The following is a 17,558-nucleotide window of genomic DNA, read 5'->3' as shown; positions in this document are numbered from 1 at the left end:
CGATCCTAGTCAGCCGCCGGGCGGCCCAGCAAAGGATCATCACCTCGAGTCGCGATGCGCGGGGCGGGCAAGCCGATCCAGGCGGCCACGGCGCGCGTCACGTGGGACGCACCAGCAGCAGCGCGATGTCGTCGCGCCGGCTCGGCGCCGCCGCGAGCAGCAGCGCGCACAGCCGGTCACCGGGCAGATGCCGGTTCGCGTCGAGCAGCCGGGCGATCCGCCGGATGCCGGCGTCGACGGTCTGCCCCGGCTCCTCCACCAGCCCGTCGGTGTAGAGCAGCAGCGTCGAACCGGCCGGCAGCGCCCGGCGGTGGGTGGTGCGCTGCGGGCAGGGCACCGGGCCGAGCAGCGGTTCCGGGCTCTCCCACCACACCTCGACGCCGCCGTCCGGGCACGCCGCCAGCGGCGGAAGGTGCCCGGCGCTGGCGAAGCCGACGCTGTGCCCGCGCCGGTCGGGCACCATCCGGGCCAGCAGCATCGTGGCCATCACCGGCACGGCCATGCCGTCCACGGCCGAGTGCACCTGCTGCAGCACCGTGCCGGGCTCGTCGTCCCTTCCGTACGCGTTGCCCCGTACCAGGTTCCGCAGCTGGCCCATCGTGGCGGCGGCCTCGATGTCGTGGCCGCACACGTCACCCACCGCGAGCATCACCGAGCCGTCGGGCTGCTGGAACGCGTCGTACCAGTCGCCGCCCACGCTGGTGTCCGGGCCGGCGGGCAGATACCGGCCGTGCAGCTCGATCCCGGGGATCGCCGGCAGCGTGCCCAGCAGGCTGCGCTGCAGCACCTCGGTGACGTGCCGGTGCCGGCGGTGCTGCCGGATGGCCCGGATCGCCGGCCCGGCGGCCCGGCCGGCGTGCACCGCGGTCGCGGCCTCCTCGTCGGAGAACCACCCGCGGCTGCGCCCGAGCAGGATGACGCCGAGGACCGAGCCGGTGACCGGGGCGACGATCGGCACGCTCAGGTACGCCCGGCAGCCGGTCGCCTCCACCAGGGCGGCGGCACGCTCGTCGGCGCGCCGGACGGCGATGCCCCGGGGTGCCTCGGCCGGCACCGGGCCCGCGACGACGGTCAGGTGGCTGCCACCGGCGTAGTCCTCGGCCTCGGCGCGGGCCAGGAGGCGGACGGCCGGGACCGGGCAGGGCTCGGCACACCGGACCGCGATCTCGCCGGCCTCACCGGCCAGGACGGCCGCCGACCAGTCGGCCGGCTGCGGGGCCAGCGCGGCCACGACGCACTCCAGCATGCCGGCGACGCTGTCCGCGCGGGCCAGGCGCTCGGTCAGGCGTACGCGGGCGGCGAAGTGGGTCCGGGCGGCGTGTTCCTGGGCCCGGGCCTGGTCGGCGAGCCCGTACGCGATCCGCAGCCGCAGCTCCGAGGAGCACGCCACGGCCAGGTCCTCCAGGATGGCCAGCTCCCCCGGCGTCCACTCGCGCGGGCGGCTGTCGAGGGCGCACAGCGCACCGAGCACCCGCCCGTCGACGTCGGTGAGCGGGAAGCCCGCGTACGCCACCGCGCCCAGGCCGGGAATGGCGAGGCAGTCGCGCACCTGCGGCTCCGTGCGCGTGTCCCGGAACGTCAGCGGCCGCCCCCGCTCGACGACGTGCCGGCAGATCGAGTGGCTCAGCGGGGTCTCCCGCTTGGTGTCCCAGGGTTCCGGCAGCCCGCCCGCGCCGGGGAAGAACTGCCGGTCGGCGTCCACCAGCGACACCAGGGCGACCGGCGCGCCGAGCAGCCGGCACACCATCGCCGCGATCCGGTCGAACGTCTCGTCCGGCGCCGCGGTCAGGCAGGACCGGTGCAGCGAGCGCAGCCGGGCCGGATCGGCGAGCACGGGGTCACTCGGTCGATCGCATCGCGTCATGGGGGTCCTCCGCTGTGCCTGCGACAGCACCTGCACACCGGCGCACCCACGCCTCGGCCCCCACCGACAGGTCGCGCAGCCACGTTACCCGCGGACGGCCGCGCCCACGATCACCCGTACGGGGACGCCTCACGTGAGCGTGCAGGCGGCTCCGTTCAGGGCGAAGGAGGACGGACGGGGGTTGCTGCCGGTGGAGGTGCCGTTGAAGCCGAAACTGACCGTCGCACCGGGCGCGAGCGCGCCGTTGTACGCCGTGTTCCGGGCGGTCACCTGGGTGCCGGACTGGGTGACGTCCGCCGACCACGCCTGGGTGACCCGCTGCCCGGCGGCGTACGCGAACGTCAGCGCCCAGCTCGTCGCCGCGGTGGGCCCGTTGGTCACGGTCACCGTCGCGGTGAAGCCGGTGCTCCAGTCGTTGGTGCTGTACGCGACCCGGCACCCGGCCGGCTGCGACGGCGTCGGCTGCGAGGGCTGGGACGCAGACGGGGAGGGCTGGGAGGGTGACGGCGAAGGCTGGGAGGGCGACGGGTCCGGGCCCGGGGTGGCGGTGCCCGGCTCGGTGCCCCAGATGCGGGTGCCGCCGTCGTACAGCGGCACGCCCGGGTTCGGGCCGGCCGCCGCCTGGTACGACGGGTCGTCGGTGGGATCCCAGGTGCCGCCCTCGACCACGCCGATCTTGAGCTGCACCTCCATCTTGTACGCGGACTGCCCGGCCGGCGCGATCGTGTAACCGGTGCAGTCGACCTCGACGTACCAGATGTCGCCGGAGTACTGCTTCGCCGCGGTCGGCCCCGGGCAGCCCTGCGTGTACGGCGAGCTGACGGTCAGCGCCGCGTCGCCGTCGCGGGTGAAGTAGTACCGGAACTTGCCGGCGGTCAGCGCGCGAGCGGGGAACGCCGACTTGTTGTAGACAACGACCTTCACGCCGGTGGACCGGGTCTCGTTCTGCATGACGGTCGTCTCCACCGACAGCTCCGCCATGTCCGGCTTCTCGGCCTGCGGGAAGTTCGCCAGCGGGGCGCCGCCGTACTCGCCGTAGAGGCGGGCCACGGCTGAGGTGAACCCGGCGTTGTAGTCGGTGGCCACCTCGTTCATCACGTAGTCGCCGCGGCTGTCGGTGTACGCGTCGTCCGGCGACGAGGGGCCGCCGACCAGCGCGCCGTACAGAACGTGCCGGGTCTGCTCGGGCACCTGCTGGCTGTCCCACCACGAGCCGTGCGCCGTACGGTGATGCGGGTTCTTCGGCGGGTTGGCGCCGAAGCCGATCACGTAGCTGGAGTTGCGCGGGTTGTCGCCGAGGGCGTAGTTGATCTGCTTGACGGCGAAGTCGTGGTAGCGCTGCTTGCGGGTCGCGTCGGTGATGTGATCACTGTGGACCAGCGCGACGAACGCCGTGTTGGCGGCGTAGCGCAGGGCTCCCCAGCTGTCCACGACCACCATGCCGCCCGGCGAGGTGCGCACCTTCTCGCCGTTGACGCCGACGGTGAACCAGTCGAGCCAGCGGTTGGCGTCGTCGAGGTACTTCTGCTTTCCGGTCAGCTGGGCGAGCAGCACGTAGTTGCCGTACTGCTTGTTGTCCCAGGAGATCGTCCACTTGTACATCTTGGTGCTGGTCTGGTTCTCGTTGCCCTGCGCGTCGTAGCCGGCCTCGGCCTTGGCGAGGTACGCGGGATCGCCGGTGGCCCGGTGCAGCCAGACGGCGCCCCACACCAGCTCGTCGGCGTAGCCGCTCCAGGACTTGTAGAAGGCGGTCGCGTCGGTGATGCACTCGTGGTAGCTCTTCCGGACCGTGTCGGCGAAGGTGTAGAGCTGCTTCGCGTGGGTCAGCAGGGTGTCCGCGTACGCCGGGTCGGTGGCCCGGAACACCATCGAGCTGGCTGCCATCGCGGCCGCCGTCTCCGCCGCCAGCTCGGTGCCGCCGCAGCTCGCATCGATCTTGTACGCCGGCCGCGCCATCGGCAGCACCTCGGCGGGTCCCCACCACTTGTGGTCGTCGTCGCCCTTGCCCACCTGGCCGTACAGCACGTTGGGCGAGGGGTGCGCCTTGATGAAGTAGTCGTTGGGCACGCGCAGGTTGTCCAGCAGGTGGGTGAGCTGGCCGGAGCTCGCGTACGCGTCCCGGTTCTCCACCGCGCCCCAGGCCAGCATGGTCGTGGTGAACGCCATCGGCAGCCCGAACTTCACGTGGTCGCCGGCGTCGAACCAGCCGCCGGTGAGGTCGAGGCCGACGTCGGAGCCGTCGCGCATCGCCGAGTCGCCGCGCCAGGACACCCTGTTCCAGGCCGGCTTCCTGCCGGAGACCTGGGCCTCGTAGAACAGCAGCGACTTCTGCAGCGCCTCGCCGTAGCTGTGGGCCGGGGCGGCGGACGCGCCCTCCGGGGCGACGATCCAGGCCAGGCTCAGCGCCAGCACGGCCAGCAGGGTACGCACTCTCATGACCGGCTCCTCGCGGGGCAACGAAGTGACCGTCATCGTTACATGGGAGCGCTCCCAAGGGCAACAATCGTCAGCTCACCAGCGGATCACCGAGCAGCCGCTCGAACGCCAGCTCCGCCGCGCCGATCAGCGCGGCGTCCTCGCCCAGCCCGGGCGTACGCAGCCGGATCTGCTCCCGGCACGCGGGCAGCGCGACCGCGTTCAAGCGGCTGCGGATGTGCGCCGCGGCGGCCAGATAGACGTCGCGCAACGTCCCGCCGAAGACCACCGCCTCCGGGTTGACGATGTTCGCCAGGTTGCCCACGCCGAAGCCGATCCACCGGCCGACCTCGCGGATCGCGGACTGCGCCCGGGCCTCGCCGAACATCGCCGCCGTGACCACGCCGAGGACGGCTTCGCGACCGCTCTGCCCGGGCCGGCCCGCGTGCTCCAGCAACGCCCGCTCGCCGATCTCCGTCTCCCAGCAGCCGCGCGACCCGCACGGGCACTGCCGGCCGTACGGGTTGACCACCACGTGCCCCACCTCGCCGCCGCGGCCCAGCGTGCGGCGGCCGTCCGCGATGATGCCGGCGCCGATGCCGATGTCGCCGTACAGGTAGAGGACGTTGTCGCAGCCCGCCGCGGCGCCCCGGCTGTGCTCGGCGAGGGCCGACACCTCGGCGTGGTTGCCCACGCTCAGCCGGCCCGGCACGCCGGGATCGGCGGCCGCCAGGTCCTCGACGTGCTGCCGCGGCACGAGGACCGCCGTACCGTCCGCGGCCCGGGACCTGCCGACGACGGCGACGCCGGTGCCCACGAACCGCCCGTCGCCGGGGACGTCACCGGCCATCTCCCGGACGAAGGCGGCGAGCGGCCGGACCGCGTCGGGTACGGCCATGCCGGGCGGGCGCGGCACCTCACGGCGGTCCAGGATGCGCCCGCCCAGCCCCACGCGGGCCGCCCGGAGCCGGTCCACCTCGATGCTCAGCGCGTACGCGTAGACCGTCGCCGACCGGGGCCGGACGACCAGCGAGGGTCGCCCGGCCCGGCCGGTGTCGCGCTGGGTGCGCTCGAAGACCAGCCCGGCGGCGGTCAGGTCCGCCGTGAGCGCGCCGATGGTGCTGCGGTTGAGACCCAGCCGGGTCGTGAGCTCGGCCCGGGACGTCGCACCGTGCACGTGCACGTAGCGCAGCACCGTGCCCAGGTTGTGCCGGCGGACGTCCTCCTGGCTGGGTGCGGCCCTCATCGCGTGCCGGTGGCAGCCGCCCTGCGCCGGGCCAGGGCGTCGACGCTGGCCGCGACGAGCAGGATCAGTCCCGTGAAGATGAACTTCTGACCGGACGAGAAGCCCATCAGCCCCATGCCGTTGTCGATCACCGCGATCACCGCACCGCCGATCACGGCGTTGATGACCTTGCCCTTGCCGCCGAAGAGGCTGGTGCCGCCGATCACGGCCGCGCCCACCGAGTACAGCAGGATGTTGCTGCCACCGGTGTTCGGGTCGACCGAGCTGGCCCGGCTGACCGCGAGGATGCCGCCGATCGCCGCCATGAACGACCCGATCACGAACACCGAGATGCGGATCCGGTCGACCGGGATGCCCGCGCGGCGGGCCGCCTCGGTGTTGCCGCCGACCGCGTACACGTGCCGGCCGTACGTGGTGCGCCCCAGCACGAACGTCCACAGGATCAGGAACGCCGCGATGATCGGCACGACGATCGGTACGCCCTTGAGCGAGTTGATCGCCGGGTTGACGGCCCGCTCCTGCGTCAGGACGGCCGTCATGGCGAGCACGATCACCGCGAGCCCGCCGACGCGCAGCAGCACGACGCCGGCCGGGTCGGTCACCAGGCCCCGCGCCGCCCGGGCACGCCGCCGGTTCAGCTGCACCAGCGCGTAGCCGATCACCGCCGCGACGGCCAGGATCCAGCTCCACAGCACCGGGATGTTCTTGTTGTTCAGCGCGATCACGAACGAGTCGCGGATGGAGATGTTCACGCCGCCGCCGAGCAGCACCAGCAGCAGGCCCTGGAAGCCGAGGAACGCCGCCAGCGTCACCACGAACGACGGGATGCCGACCTTCGCGATCAGCAGGCCCAGGACCAGGCCGATCACCACGCCGGTGAGCAGGGCGGCCGGGATGGCCCCGTACCAGGGCCAGCCGTGGTTGGTCAGCAGGATCGCCATGACCGCGCCGCAGACGCCGCTGGCGAAGCCGGCGGACAGGTCGATCTCGCCCAGCAGCAGGACGAAGATCAGCCCCATCGCGATGAAGACGACCTGCGCGCCCTGGTTGAACAGGTTGGCGAAGTTGAGCGGGCTGGTGAACGTCTCCCGCGCGACGGCGAAGATCAGCGAGAGCACGATCAGGCCCAGCACGGCCGGGAGGCTGCCCAGGTCGCCGCCGCGGACCCGCTGCCAGTATTCGTGCAGATGGCTCGCCACCGTGGGCTGGGCGACCCGGAGGCCGCCGGCCGTCGTGGTGGTGGGGGTGGCGCTGGTGGTCACTGGTCGCCTCCGGGCGTGATGTCGACGACGGCGCCGTTACCGTTGCCGTCTGGCCGCTCCGGCGGCAGGCCGAACGCGCCGCTGCGGCCGGCCGTGATCAGCTCCACGACCTGCGAGTGGGTCACCTCGCTGGTCTTGACCTGGGCCGCCATCCGGCCGAGGTAGAGCGCGGCGATGCGGTCCGAGACGGCGAACACGTCGTTCATGTTGTGCGAGATCAGCACGACGCCCAGGCCGCTGTCGGCGAGCCGGCGGACCAGCTCGAGGACCTGGGCGGTCTGGGCCACGCCGAGCGCGGCGGTGGGCTCGTCGAGGATCACCACGCGGCTGTTCCAGAGCACGGCCTTGGCGATCGCCACGGTCTGCCGCTGGCCGCCGGAGAGACTGGCCACCAACTGGCGCAGGGATTTCACCGTACGGACGGACAGGCCGGCGAGGGTGTCGCCGGCCATCTGTTCCATGGTCGGCTCGTCGAGCACGATGCCGCGTACCTTCTCCCGTCCGAGGAACATGTTCTGGACGATGTCGAGGTTGTCGCAGAGCGCGAGGTCCTGGTAGACGACCTCGATACCCAGGTCGGCGGCGTCGCGGGGACTGTGGATGGTCACCGGCCGGCCGTCGAAGGAGACGGTGCCGGCGTCGATCGTGTAGATCCCGCTGATGCACTTGACCAGCGTCGACTTGCCGGCGCCGTTGTCGCCGACGAGCGCGGTGACCTCGCCGGCGTACGCGGAGAGACCGACGTCGTGCAGGACCTGGACGGGACCGAAACTCTTGTCGATCCCGCTCAGCTCCAGGAGGGGTGTGGCGGCCACGAATGCTCCTTGTCGATGCGGCGCCGCCCACGCGCGGTGCACGTGGACGGCGCCGTGGTGCTAGAAAAACCCAGCCGGCCGGCCGGCGGTCAGCTGATGCCCGCGGCCGTGCAGGCCTTGGCGAAGTCGCCGGTGCAGAGCTGCTCCTTGGTGACGTACTTGTCGGCGATGACGTCCTTGATGGTGTCCTTGGTGATCGCCTGGGGCTCCAGCAGCACCGAGGGCACGTCCTTGCCCGACTCCGGGTCCCGGACGGTGCCGGTGGCGGTGGTCGGCTTCTGGTTCTTGGCCAGCGCGATGGCCAGCTCGGACGCCGCGTCGGCCTCCTTCTTGATCGCCTTGTAGACCGTCATGCACTGGTCGCCGGCGAGGATGTTCTGCAGGCCCTGGACGGTGGCGTCCTGACCGGTGACGGGAACCTGCCCGTTGAGCCGGTTCCTCTTGAGCACCGAGATCGCCGCGTTGCCCAGGCCGTCGTTGGCGGCGAGCACGCCCTTGATGTTCTTGTTCTGGGTCAGCATCTGCTCGAAGATCGTGCCGGCCTGCGCGTTGTCCCAGTCGGGTACGGACTGGTCCGGGCCCTTCTGGAACTCGCCCGAGTCGTACTTGGGCTTGAGGACCGAGTCGTAGCCCTGCTTGAAGAGGGTCGCGTTGTTGTCGGTCGGCGAGCCGTTGAGCTCGGCCACCACCGGCTTGTCGTACTTCTTGGCGGCCAGGCAGTCGACGAGGCCCTTGCCCTGCAGCTCGCCGACCTTCACGTTGTCGAAGGAGACGTAGTAGTTCGCGCCGCCGTTGAGCGTGAGCCGGTCGTAGTCGATCGTGGCGATGCCGGCGCCCCGCGCCTTGTCCAGCACGGCCTTGCCGGTACCCGAGTCCAGGTTGACGATCATGAGCACCTTGACCCCGCTGGAGATCATGCCGTCCGCGATGGTCTGGAACTGCGCCTTGTCGCCCTGCGCGTTCTGGATGTCCGCCTGCACGCCGGCGGCCGCGAACGCCGCCTTCAGGTACGTCAGGTCGGCGGTGGCCCACCGCGCCGAGCTCTTGGTGTCCGGCAGGATCACGCCCACCTTGCCGGCCGACGAGTTGCCGCCGGTGCTGCCGCTGCCGGACCCGCCGCTGTCGCCGCAGGCCGCGATGCTGCCCGTGGCCAGCAGCCCGGCGGCAGCAAGGGCGAACACTCCCTTACGCATGGTGACCCCTCCATGATCGAGACATCGGTTCCGAAATTTTCGGGGTGTCGACGGTCGATCAGATCAGAAAGTTTTTGTTGTTTCGGCAACGGTCGACCATCAGGAGCCCCAGCACAAGCGCTCGGTCGCAACTGACCCGCAGACCGGGATAACAATTCGGCAACACGGCCGTGATTGCGGCGGCATCGCGTCTCCGGAAATTCCGGCACTTTTCCGGAGCGGATCATGCCGGGCTTGGCTGGGTCGTCGGCACCCGGTATGGTGCCGCCACCGTGGCTGACGAAAGGGATGTTTCGTGGATGGGCTCTGGAGCCGGGTCGGTGTTCGCGCCACCTCCGTCGGCCTGCTGGTGGCAGGGGTCATCGGCGGCGTCCACCTAGGACAGATGCGCGACGACCGGCAGCAGGACGAGCGCACCCGGGTCGCCGTCCAGGCCGAGGCCGAGGGCCTGCAGTTCCTCCAGGTCCGGCGCACCCAGCAGATCGCCGCCCGCGCCTGGCGCCACGCGGCCACCAGCGACGCGGCCGACGAAGCCGCGGACCAGGTCCGCACCGCGGCGACGAAGGCGCGCAAGCAGGAGAAGAAGGTGATCGCGCGCAAGGCGGCCGAGGAGAAGGGCACGGTCGCCTTCGCCGGGGAGATCCCGACGTCCTGCAAGGAATACAGCGGCAACCGCGCCATCGGCTGCGCGCTGACCCTCGAGGCCGGCTTCGGGCTCGCCGAGTTCCCCTGCCTCAACAAGCTGTGGAACCACGAGAGCGGCTGGAACGAGCACGCCGCCAACCCCAGCGGCGCGTACGGCATCCCCCAGGCCCTGCCCGGCAGCAAGATGGGCTCCGTCGGCTCGGACTGGCGGACGAACCCCGCGACACAGATCAAATGGGGCCTCGGCTACATCAAGGGCCGGTACCACACGCCCTGCGGCGCGTGGTCGCACTTCCAGAGCAACAACTCGTACTGACCGCCCGGAACTTTCGGCACCTATTGACGGCTTTCGCTGCGCTCCTTAGCGTACGGGGAGAACGGCTGCTCTGAAACTTTCGGCGGCCGCCCCTCGTGCTTTCCAGGAGGAGCCATGCCCGAACGCCGTCTCCGTGGCCGGGTCACCGCACTGCTCGCCGCCTCCACCCTCGCCGTCTTCGGCTTCACCGGAACCTCCGAGGCCGCCTCCCACAACCGGCCTTGCCACAACGGGTACGTCGGCCTCACCTACGACGACGGCCCGAGCGCCACCACCGGCGAACTGCTCGCCGCGCTGCGCGCCAACCGTCTGCGCGCCACGTTCTTCAACCAGGGCAACCACACCCTCGAGCAGCCCGACCTGGTCCGCGCCGAACTGCGCGCCGGCATGTGGGTGGGCAACCACACCTACAGCCACCCCCACCTGACCCAGATCGGCGAGCCCGCGGCGTTCCAGGAGATCGCCAGCACCCAGTGGGCCCTGCGCGACGTCACCGGCCGCGAACCCACCCTGTTCCGCCCGCCGTACGGCGAGACCGACGACCAGGTCCGCGCCGACGAGGACCGCATCGGCCTGCTCGAGGTCCTGTGGACGGTCGACTCCCGCGACTGGGCGGGCGCGAGCGCCGAGGAGATCGCCGCGGCGGCGCACACCCTGCAGCCGGGCGGCATCATCCTCATGCACGACTGGCCTCCGGCGACCATCGAAGCGGTGCCGCTGATCGCCAAGGACCTCGCGGAGCGCGGGCTGTGCCCGGGCCGCATCGCGTACACGCCGAACGACATCCCGTACGGCGACCAGGTCTTCCACGCCCAGGCCGTACGCCCGTAGCGCTGCTGAAGCGCACCAGCCGGGGCAACCGGCTCACCACCGCCGGCGCGGCGTTCCCTCCGCGGGCCCAGCGCCTGCTGCACGCCGCCCGGCCTGGCCATGAACCGCCGCCGGGCCGTCCCGACGATGGCGCGCGTCCCCGACTTCGGCCGCGTTGCCCATGAACACACCGGTGTTCTACAGCCGTCCGTACGCCGTGGGCCGCAGGTTGCGCCTTCCGTCAGCGCCGGCCAGCTGGGACAGGGCCGGATCTGCGGGCCAGGTGCGTTCCGCCGCGTTCATCGACGAGGTGCATTCGGTCGTCGCGGAGCAGGCTCGCGCGACGCCCTCCGAGCTGGCGCTGCGCTTGGACGTCGCGCTGCCGGAGAGCATGCCGCTGCTGGCATTCCACGACCTCGACAACTATCTGTTCCCGCTCGTTCCCCGGGTGGTGAGGCGCATCGGGCGGCCGTTCGCCTCGGTGTGGGCGACCAAGCGGCACGCGGCGCGATCGACGGTGGCGGTGGCCGAGGCGCGCAGGGTCGACGATCCCGGCGGCCCGTACGCGTTCGAGGTGCGGACGACGGTGTCGGCCGGAACCACCGCGTACAAGGAGCAGATCCGCGATCAGGTAGCCGCGCAGCGACCGTTACCCGACGGCGGTGTGGCCCTTCAGCTCGCGTTCGTGGTCGGGCCGCGCCGCAATTGGGCGAACCTCTGGAAGCCCACCATCGACTCGCTCGGATCGCTGCTGGGACGTGATCCCGGTGCCCGGGAATGGAACGTGCGCGACGGCCGCATCGTCGACCTCGGGCTGCATTGCGTCGTCGATGCGGCCGTGGGACATGACGTCGTCATCGCCGTGCGGGGCGCGGCTGCGGGGTGACGCGGACAGCTCGAGCCCCGCCCGGCGCGGGTTCGCGGCCGACGAACGGCCGCCCCGCCCGGTGGCTGGGCGGGGCGGCCGGACGGGGTCAGCGCTGGCGGGTCAGCAGGCCCGGGCGGTACGGCAGGAGCCCGTAGTCGCCGCCGGAGCTGGGTGAGCGGCCCTGGTAGAGCAGTTGCAGGTTGCACGGGTCGATGGTCATGGTCTGGTCGGCGGTCGCGCGGACGAGGTCGCCGTGGCTGATGTCGTTGGTCCAGGTGGCGCCGCTGTTGGCCTTGCCCGCGAACGGGTTGCTCTCGGTCGCGGCCTGCGGTGTCCACGTACCGCCCAGGCTGGTGGCGGTGAACGAGCGGAAGTAACGCCCGTTCGCGCCGATCGCCTCGACGATCATCAGGTACTGGTTCTGGCCCTGCACCTTGTACACCTGCGGCGCCTCGAACAGGTTGTTCGTGGAATCGCTCATGACCGTGGTGTACGAGGACCCGAAGCTGCCCGGGAAGTTCCCGATCGGCATGCCGGCCCGGTAGATCTTGCCGTTGTCCCCGGCGAAGAACAGATACATGTTGGTGCCGTCACCGATCAGCGTCTGGTCGATCGGACCGGTGCCGGAGCCGGAGATGCTGCCGGTGAACAGCGTCTGCGCCGAGGACCAGCCGTTGGCGTTGGTCGGATCCGACGACGTCTTGTAGCTGAACGCGGTCGGACCCCACTGATAGGCCAGCACCCAGATGTTCTTGGGCGCGAAGTAGAACAGCGTCGGCGCGACCGTGCCCTGACCCATCGCGTTCTGACTGGCCGAGGCCATGTCCGACCAGTTGGTGAACAGGCCGAAGTTCATCGACCCCCAGCTCGAACCGGTGTCGTGCGTGGTGGCGTACACCAGGTGCCGGCCGTTGTAGGGCACCGTCGTGAAGTCCTTCAACGACGCCCACCCCGAACGCGGCGTGGCCAGCGCACCCGTGGAACTCCACCGGTACGACGACGGCAACGTGCACGAACCACTCGGCGGCGGCGTCGTGGGGTCCGAACCGCCGCCGACCCGGGCGAGCTGCCATTGCTGGTTCGCGCCGTTCCAGTCGGAGTACTGGACGATGTTGCCGCCGTCCGCGGTGGACGCGCCCTGCACCTCGAGGGCCTTGCCGCTGTTGCGGTTGATCAGCTGGATGTAGCCGTCGATGTCCTGGATGGTGAACTGCTGGTTGGCGGCGTTGTTGTCGGTCCACTGAACGACGGAGCCACCGTCGGCTGTGGACCAGTTGTAGACGTCGAGGACCTTGCCGGACAGGCGCGACTTGAGCCGGTAGTAGCCGCCTCCGGAGTCGACGAACTGCCACTGCTGCTGGTTGCCGTCGTTGCGGGACCACTGCGTGATCCGGGCCCCGTCGTTCGTGGCGAGGTTGTACACGTCGAGCGCTTTTCCGCTGTTGCGATTGACCAGCACGTACCAGGCGCCGGTGTCGATGGTGGCGGCCGACGCCGCGGGGGCGTTCACGGTCGTGACCACGGCGCCGGCGAGCACGGTGAACGCCGCGGTCGCCACCGCCAGCCAGCGGCGTCTCAGGGATGGTTTCACGCTTCTCCTCCAAGAATTCGAATGCGGCCTCGAGGTCGGGGGGAATGGCGGCCACATCGCGGCCCGTAACCGTGCCGCCGGCCATTGCTGCCGCAAAAGTGAACGGTAACAACAGGGCGTAATCGAAACTTCCGAGCGGCGGTCAGTGGGTGTTCGCATGTTGCCAGAGCATTTCGCAGACATCAAGGGGTCTCGTTCCCGCCCCCGAGCCGCGCCTGGCGAAAGCGCTCCTAGCAGGGAATATGCTGACCACGACGGGTTGAGCGGGCGGTACGTAACAAGTTTTCAGCACCGTTTCCTTGACCGCGTAATCGCCGAAACGGAACGGTGGGACCCGATCAGTTCCGGAAGTTTTCCGGAAGCCATTGTTTCCGCGGTGGTGCTGTGCCAGCATGGCGTCAGATCGAGCTACATCATTCTCCCGTCCGGCAGGGCGATCCCCCTCGCGCAGATCGCACGCATGACCGCCGCTCACCGGCACGACCGCGGCAGTTCCGTCATGCGTGCGGTGCCGCGCGCCCAGGACGCAGAACGAGAAAGGACCCCATCGTGGCAAGCGATTCTCCTGACGCAGCCACCGGTTCCCGGAGGAACCGGCCCCTGCGGTCCCTGCTGGCCGCCGGCGCCGTCGCGGCCGTCGCGGTCGCGGGCGTGGTGACGATGATGCCGGACGCGAACGCCGCGGCGAGCACCCTCGGCGCGGCGGCCGCGCAGTCGGGCCGGTACTTCGGCACGGCGATCGCCGCGGGCCGGCTCGGCGACTCGACGTACGCCACGATCGCCGGGCGCGAGTTCAACATGGTCACCGCCGAGAACGAGATGAAGCCGGACGCGACCGAGCCCCAGCGCGGCCAGTTCAACTTCAGCTCGGGCGACCAGATCTACAACTGGGCCACCCAGCGCGGCATGAAGGTCCGTGGCCACACCCTCGCGTGGCACTCGCAGCAACCCGGCTGGATGCAGAGCCTCAGCGGCAGCAGCCTGCGCCAGGCGATGATCGACCACATCAACGGCGTGATGGCCCACTACAAGGGCAAGCTCGCCGCGTGGGACGTCGTCAACGAGGCCTTCGAGGAGAACGGCAGCCGCCGCAACTCCAACCTGCAGGCCACCGGCAACGACTGGATCGAGGTGGCGTTCCGCACCGCGCGCAACGCCGACCCGTCGGTCAAGCTCTGCTACAACGACTACAACATCGAGAACTGGTCGTACGCGAAGACGCAGGGCGTCTACAACATGATCCGCGACTTCAAGTCGCGCGGCGTACCGATCGACTGCGTCGGCCTGCAGACGCACTTCACCGGTGGCAGCTCGCTGCCGAGCAACTTCCAGACCACGCTGTCGAGCTTTGCCGCGCTCGGCGTGGACGTCGCGCTCACCGAGGTCGACGTCACGAACGCGTCCACCTCGCAGTACGCGGGGCTCACCCAGGCCTGCCTCAACGTGTCGCGCTGCATCGGCATCACGGTCTGGGGTGTACGGGACAGCGACTCGTGGCGCTCCAACGAGAGCCCGCTGCTGTTCGACGGCGGCGGCAACAAGAAGGCGGCGTACAACTCGGTGCTCAACGCCCTCAACTCCGCCGGTGGTGGCGGCCCCTCGTCGCCGCCGCCGAGCAACCCCGGCTCGCCCTCGGTGCCGCCGGCCGGCAACGGGAACCGGATCCTCGGCGCCCAGTCCGGCAGGTGCATCGACGTGCCGGGCGCGACGCAGAACAACGGCACCCGGGTGCAGCTCTACGACTGCAACGGCCAGACCAACCAGCAGTGGACGCTCACCTCGAGCAAGCAGCTGACCGTCTACGGCAGCAAGTGCCTGGACGCCGCGGGATCCGGCAACGGCTCGGCCGTGCAGATCTACAGCTGCAACGGGCAGGCCAACCAGCAGTGGAACGTCAACTCCAACGGCACCATCACCGGCGTCCAGTCCGGACGGTGCCTGGACGTGTGGGGCACCGGCAACGGCCAGCAGGTGCAGATCTACGACTGCAACGGGCAGGCCAACCAGCGGTTCAGCATGAGCTGATCGGCGGCGTACGACCGGAGGGTGTGGCGGCGATCTGCCGCCGCACCCTCCGCTTCCTCAGGTACGCGCGACGCCCGCGATCTGGGTGTTGAACGGGATGAACGGGCCGTGGATCCGGTACGGCTCGAGGTCCACCGCGGCGAACCCGGCGCCGCGCAGCAGGCCGGCGAGGTCCCGTTCGCACGAGCAGCCCTCGAAGGTCCAGGCCCACGGCCGGCGCAGCGCACGCTGCAGAGCACGGGTGGGCGTGCCGTTCCGGGCGGCGACATGTTCGACGAAGCGGAAGGTGCCGCCGGGCCGCAGGACGCGCCGCACCTCGGCGAGGACGGCGGCGGGATCCTTCACCGTGCAGAGCACCAGCGAGGAGATCACGGCGTCGGCGTCCGCGTCCGGCAGCCCGGTCCGCTCGGCGACACGATCTCGCAGGTCGAGCCGGACGCCGCGGCGCTCGGCAGCGGCCCGGAGCCGGCCGTGCATGGCGGAGTTCGGCTCGATGGCGATCAGCGTCGAGCCGGGCCGCAGGTAGCGCAGGTTGGCGCCCACCCCGGAGCCGAGCTCGACCACCGTGGACGGCAGCCCGGCGAACACGCGCTGCTTGTGCCGCCGCAGGCTGAGCTCGATGACCGGGCCCATCACGCTGAAGAACGCGGCGTTGAAGGGCCCGCGCGCCCTGTGCACCTCGAAACCGGTCGTCACAGACATGACCCCATCGTCGCGGCGGTTCACCGGCGGGTCAGGCGTGGAACTACCCCACTGTCGAGTCGCGCCGCTCGCTGTACCAGGCGGCGATCTGCGCGCGGGACCGGAAACCCAGCCGCAGACGGATCCGTTCGACGTGGCCCTCGGCCGAGCGCTCGTCGATGCCCAGGCGCGCCGCGATCTCGCGGTTCGTGCACCCCTGGCTGACCAGCTCGGCCACCTCCCGCTGCCGGGGCGTCAACCCGCCGGCGCGACGGCGGGCCACGGGCAGGCCGAGGAAGCGGCGGACCACGCGCACCAGTTCGTCGCGGTCACCGGCGTACGGCAGGTGGGAGCGGCCCGGCAGCAGTGTCAGCCCGGCGCCGGGGATGCCGCTTGCGAGCGCCTCCGCCTGCGCGACGGGCGCCGCCCGGTCGCCGGTACGGTGCACCACCAGCGTGGGCGCCCGTACCCGGCCGAGGCAGCCGCTGACGTCGAGCTCGTAACTCAGCGCCAGCAGCGCGCGGGCGGTCTCCGCGCTGGAACAGGCGCGCTGGTAGCGGGCCAGCTCGGCCCGCGTCGCGCGGTCCGCGTCCGGCGCGAAGATGTCGGTCAGCACGTCGGAGCCGAGCCCCCAGTGCGAGCCGACCAGCCCCAGCACGTGGTCACGGACGCCGGGGGGGGGACAGCTCGGCACCGCGCACCCAGCCGCCGTACAGCACCAGCCGCCGTACGGTGTCCGGGTGCGCCGCCGCCCACGCCGCCGCGACGGGAGCGCCCATCGACGTACCCATCAGGTCGAACGGCTCGTCCAGCGACGCGGTGACCGCGGCCAGTTGCTCGAGCTCGAACGCCAGGGAGGCGGGGCGGTCCACGGCGGGCGACAGGCCACAGCCGGCGCGGTCGTAGCGCACCAGCCGGCACCCCTGCGCCAGCGCCTCGTAGAGCGCCCGCTCGGCCGGCAGCTCCCAGCCCAGCTCGAGATGCGTGAGCCAGCCCATCACGTACACCAGCGGGCGGCCCGTGCCGGCGGAGGCGTACGCCAGGACGGTGCCGTCTGCCGACACCACCCGTCCGAGCCGCTGCCGCATCACGCCATTGTCACCCGCTGTTGGCGCAGAAGGCCCGCAGGGACGCCTCGTCGGCCGGATCCATCCATTCGTACGTGCCCCGCAACTGGTCCGCACGCTGGTCCACGGTTGCGACCGTGGCGGCCATGTCGCCCCACGGCATGCTGATGTGCAGCAGCGTCCGCACGATGCCGGGCGGCAGGTGCAGGCTGTCGGCGGGCGCGGCGCGCAGCAGCAGGCCGGTGGTGGACACGTCCTCGACGTGCCCGGACACCGCCACCAGCCGTCGGCCCGGCTCGGTGTCGAGCTCCGCGGTGCCCGTGGCGGCGTACATGCCGGGACGGCGGACGGCGCCACGGCGCTGCACCACGTCGGTGGGCGGGGCGCCGGTCGCCGTGAGGGTGCCGTCGCGCAGCTCGGCCTCGACCCAGGTGACGCCGGCGCTGCTGACCAGCTCCAGGATGCCGAAGCGGCGGCTGCCCGGGCCGTCCGGGCCGAGCACCGGGATCGGCGGCAGCTCGGCGACGAACGCCGCGCTGACCTCGGCCAGCGCGATCAGCGCGAGCGGCTGCTCACCGGGGCACCGCAGCACGAGTGTGCTGCCCGCCGGGACCGTGACCATCGAATCTCCCCGCTCGTAGGATCGCTCCCCGCACGGTCCCACGGCCCGGTTGCGGCCGGTGGCCACGCCGCGCACCGTCACGCTCCCGGCGTACGGTTGCGCTCTTCCGGACGAAGCACGCAAGCCGTATCGTCTCTT

The 17,558-nt window shown here is 71.2% G+C and carries 15 protein-coding genes; 4 read left to right on the top strand and 11 right to left on the bottom strand.

Annotation, left to right across the window (positions count from 1 at the left end; genetic code table 11):
• Positions 1–97: 97 nt before the first annotated feature.
• From COUCH_RS11770 to COUCH_RS11745, 6 genes are all read right to left on the bottom strand, one after another.
• On the bottom strand, positions 98–1,834 hold the full coding sequence (locus tag COUCH_RS11770) for a GAF domain-containing SpoIIE family protein phosphatase (protein WP_249612112.1): 1,737 nt from the start codon (positions 1,832–1,834) through the stop codon (positions 98–100).
• A gap of 159 nt (positions 1,835–1,993) precedes the next feature.
• Complete coding sequence (locus tag COUCH_RS11765; protein ID WP_249612111.1) at positions 1,994–4,300, bottom strand: glycoside hydrolase family 9 protein; 2,307 nt, start codon at positions 4,298–4,300, stop codon at positions 1,994–1,996.
• Positions 4,301–4,370: 70 nt separating this feature from the next.
• The gene (locus COUCH_RS11760; protein ID WP_249612110.1) at positions 4,371–5,525 is read right to left on the bottom strand and encodes an ROK family transcriptional regulator; all 1,155 of its coding nucleotides are present in this window, start codon (positions 5,523–5,525) and stop codon (positions 4,371–4,373) included.
• Positions 5,522–6,787: a sugar ABC transporter permease gene (locus COUCH_RS11755; RefSeq protein WP_249612109.1), complete on the bottom strand. Its 1,266-nt coding sequence runs from the start codon at positions 6,785–6,787 to the stop codon at positions 5,522–5,524. The genes COUCH_RS11760 and COUCH_RS11755 overlap by 4 nt, the downstream gene beginning before the upstream one ends.
• A complete protein-coding gene (locus tag COUCH_RS11750; RefSeq protein WP_249612108.1) occupies positions 6,784–7,602 on the bottom strand; it encodes an ATP-binding cassette domain-containing protein in 819 nt (272 codons plus the stop codon). Before COUCH_RS11750 ends, COUCH_RS11755 begins: the two co-directional genes overlap by 4 nt.
• Positions 7,603–7,691: 89 nt before the next feature.
• Positions 7,692–8,795, bottom strand: coding sequence for a sugar ABC transporter substrate-binding protein (locus tag COUCH_RS11745; RefSeq protein WP_249612107.1), 1,104 nt, complete (start codon positions 8,793–8,795; stop codon positions 7,692–7,694).
• A gap of 295 nt (positions 8,796–9,090) precedes the next feature.
• Here COUCH_RS11745 and COUCH_RS11740 point away from each other — a divergent pair, with 295 nt between their 5' ends.
• The 3 genes from COUCH_RS11740 to COUCH_RS11730 all read left to right on the top strand — a co-directional run bounded on the left by COUCH_RS11740 (position 9,091) and on the right by COUCH_RS11730 (position 11,452).
• The gene (locus COUCH_RS11740) at positions 9,091–9,756 is read left to right on the top strand and encodes a transglycosylase SLT domain-containing protein (protein WP_249612106.1); all 666 of its coding nucleotides are present in this window, start codon (positions 9,091–9,093) and stop codon (positions 9,754–9,756) included.
• A 114-nt stretch (positions 9,757–9,870) separates the two neighbouring features.
• Positions 9,871–10,587 (top strand): polysaccharide deacetylase family protein, encoded by a 717-nt coding sequence (locus COUCH_RS11735; RefSeq protein WP_249612105.1) that lies wholly within the window; start codon positions 9,871–9,873, stop codon positions 10,585–10,587.
• A gap of 262 nt (positions 10,588–10,849) precedes the next feature.
• A complete protein-coding gene (locus COUCH_RS11730) occupies positions 10,850–11,452 on the top strand; it encodes a hypothetical protein (protein ID WP_249612104.1) in 603 nt (200 codons plus the stop codon).
• 88 nt (positions 11,453–11,540) lie between these two features.
• On the opposite strand, the gene COUCH_RS11725 is transcribed toward COUCH_RS11730, so the two are convergent.
• Positions 11,541–13,082, bottom strand: coding sequence for a non-reducing end alpha-L-arabinofuranosidase family hydrolase (locus tag COUCH_RS11725; RefSeq protein WP_430640971.1), 1,542 nt, complete (start codon positions 13,080–13,082; stop codon positions 11,541–11,543).
• A 492-nt stretch (positions 13,083–13,574) separates the two neighbouring features.
• On the opposite strand from COUCH_RS11725, the gene COUCH_RS11720 reads away from it, so the two are divergent.
• Positions 13,575–15,050, top strand: coding sequence for an endo-1,4-beta-xylanase (locus COUCH_RS11720; RefSeq protein ID WP_249612103.1), 1,476 nt, complete (start codon positions 13,575–13,577; stop codon positions 15,048–15,050).
• A gap of 57 nt (positions 15,051–15,107) precedes the next feature.
• Here COUCH_RS11720 and COUCH_RS11715 read toward each other — a convergent pair whose 3' ends face one another.
• The 4 genes from COUCH_RS11715 to COUCH_RS11700 are packed head-to-tail and all read right to left on the bottom strand — an operon-like array spanning position 15,108 to position 17,420.
• Positions 15,108–15,752: a class I SAM-dependent methyltransferase gene (locus COUCH_RS11715; protein ID WP_249612102.1), complete on the bottom strand. Its 645-nt coding sequence runs from the start codon at positions 15,750–15,752 to the stop codon at positions 15,108–15,110.
• Positions 15,753–15,795: 43 nt separating this feature from the next.
• Entirely contained in the window at positions 15,796–16,389 is a 594-nt protein-coding gene (locus tag COUCH_RS11710; RefSeq protein WP_249612101.1) for a LuxR C-terminal-related transcriptional regulator, read from the bottom strand.
• Between the two features lie 4 nt (positions 16,390–16,393).
• Entirely contained in the window at positions 16,394–16,819 is a 426-nt protein-coding gene (locus COUCH_RS11705; protein ID WP_249612100.1) for an alpha/beta fold hydrolase, read from the bottom strand.
• 10 nt (positions 16,820–16,829) lie between these two features.
• Complete coding sequence (locus COUCH_RS11700; protein WP_249612099.1) at positions 16,830–17,420, bottom strand: PilZ domain-containing protein; 591 nt, start codon at positions 17,418–17,420, stop codon at positions 16,830–16,832.
• Positions 17,421–17,558: the final 138 nt, after the last annotated feature.

This window comes from Couchioplanes caeruleus, from assembly GCF_023499255.1.
Taxonomy (GTDB): Bacteria; Actinomycetota; Actinomycetes; order Mycobacteriales; family Micromonosporaceae; genus Actinoplanes; species Actinoplanes caeruleus_A.
The sequence above is the reverse complement of the archived record's forward strand: the minus strand, read 5'-3'. Positions and strand labels throughout refer to the sequence as shown.

Bases quoted from the DNA above. Each gene is read 5' to 3' on its own strand.
- COUCH_RS11705 (WP_249612100.1), bottom strand. From the start codon at position 16,819: ATGCGGCAGCGGCTCGGACGGGTGGTGTCGGCAGACGGCACCGTCCTG.
- COUCH_RS11765 (WP_249612111.1), bottom strand. From the start codon at position 4,300: ATGAGAGTGCGTACCCTGCTGGCCGTGCTGGCGCTGAGCCTGGCCTGG.
- COUCH_RS11760 (WP_249612110.1), bottom strand. From the start codon at position 5,525: ATGAGGGCCGCACCCAGCCAGGAGGACGTCCGCCGGCACAACCTGGGC.
- COUCH_RS11725 (WP_430640971.1), bottom strand. From the start codon at position 13,082: ATGTGGCCGCCATTCCCCCCGACCTCGAGGCCGCATTCGAATTCTTGG.
- COUCH_RS11700 (WP_249612099.1), bottom strand. From the start codon at position 17,420: ATGGTCACGGTCCCGGCGGGCAGCACACTCGTGCTGCGGTGCCCCGGT.
- COUCH_RS11745 (WP_249612107.1), bottom strand. From the start codon at position 8,795: ATGCGTAAGGGAGTGTTCGCCCTTGCTGCCGCCGGGCTGCTGGCCACG.
- COUCH_RS11735 (WP_249612105.1), top strand. From the start codon at position 9,871: ATGCCCGAACGCCGTCTCCGTGGCCGGGTCACCGCACTGCTCGCCGCC.
- COUCH_RS11715 (WP_249612102.1), bottom strand. From the start codon at position 15,752: ATGTCTGTGACGACCGGTTTCGAGGTGCACAGGGCGCGCGGGCCCTTC.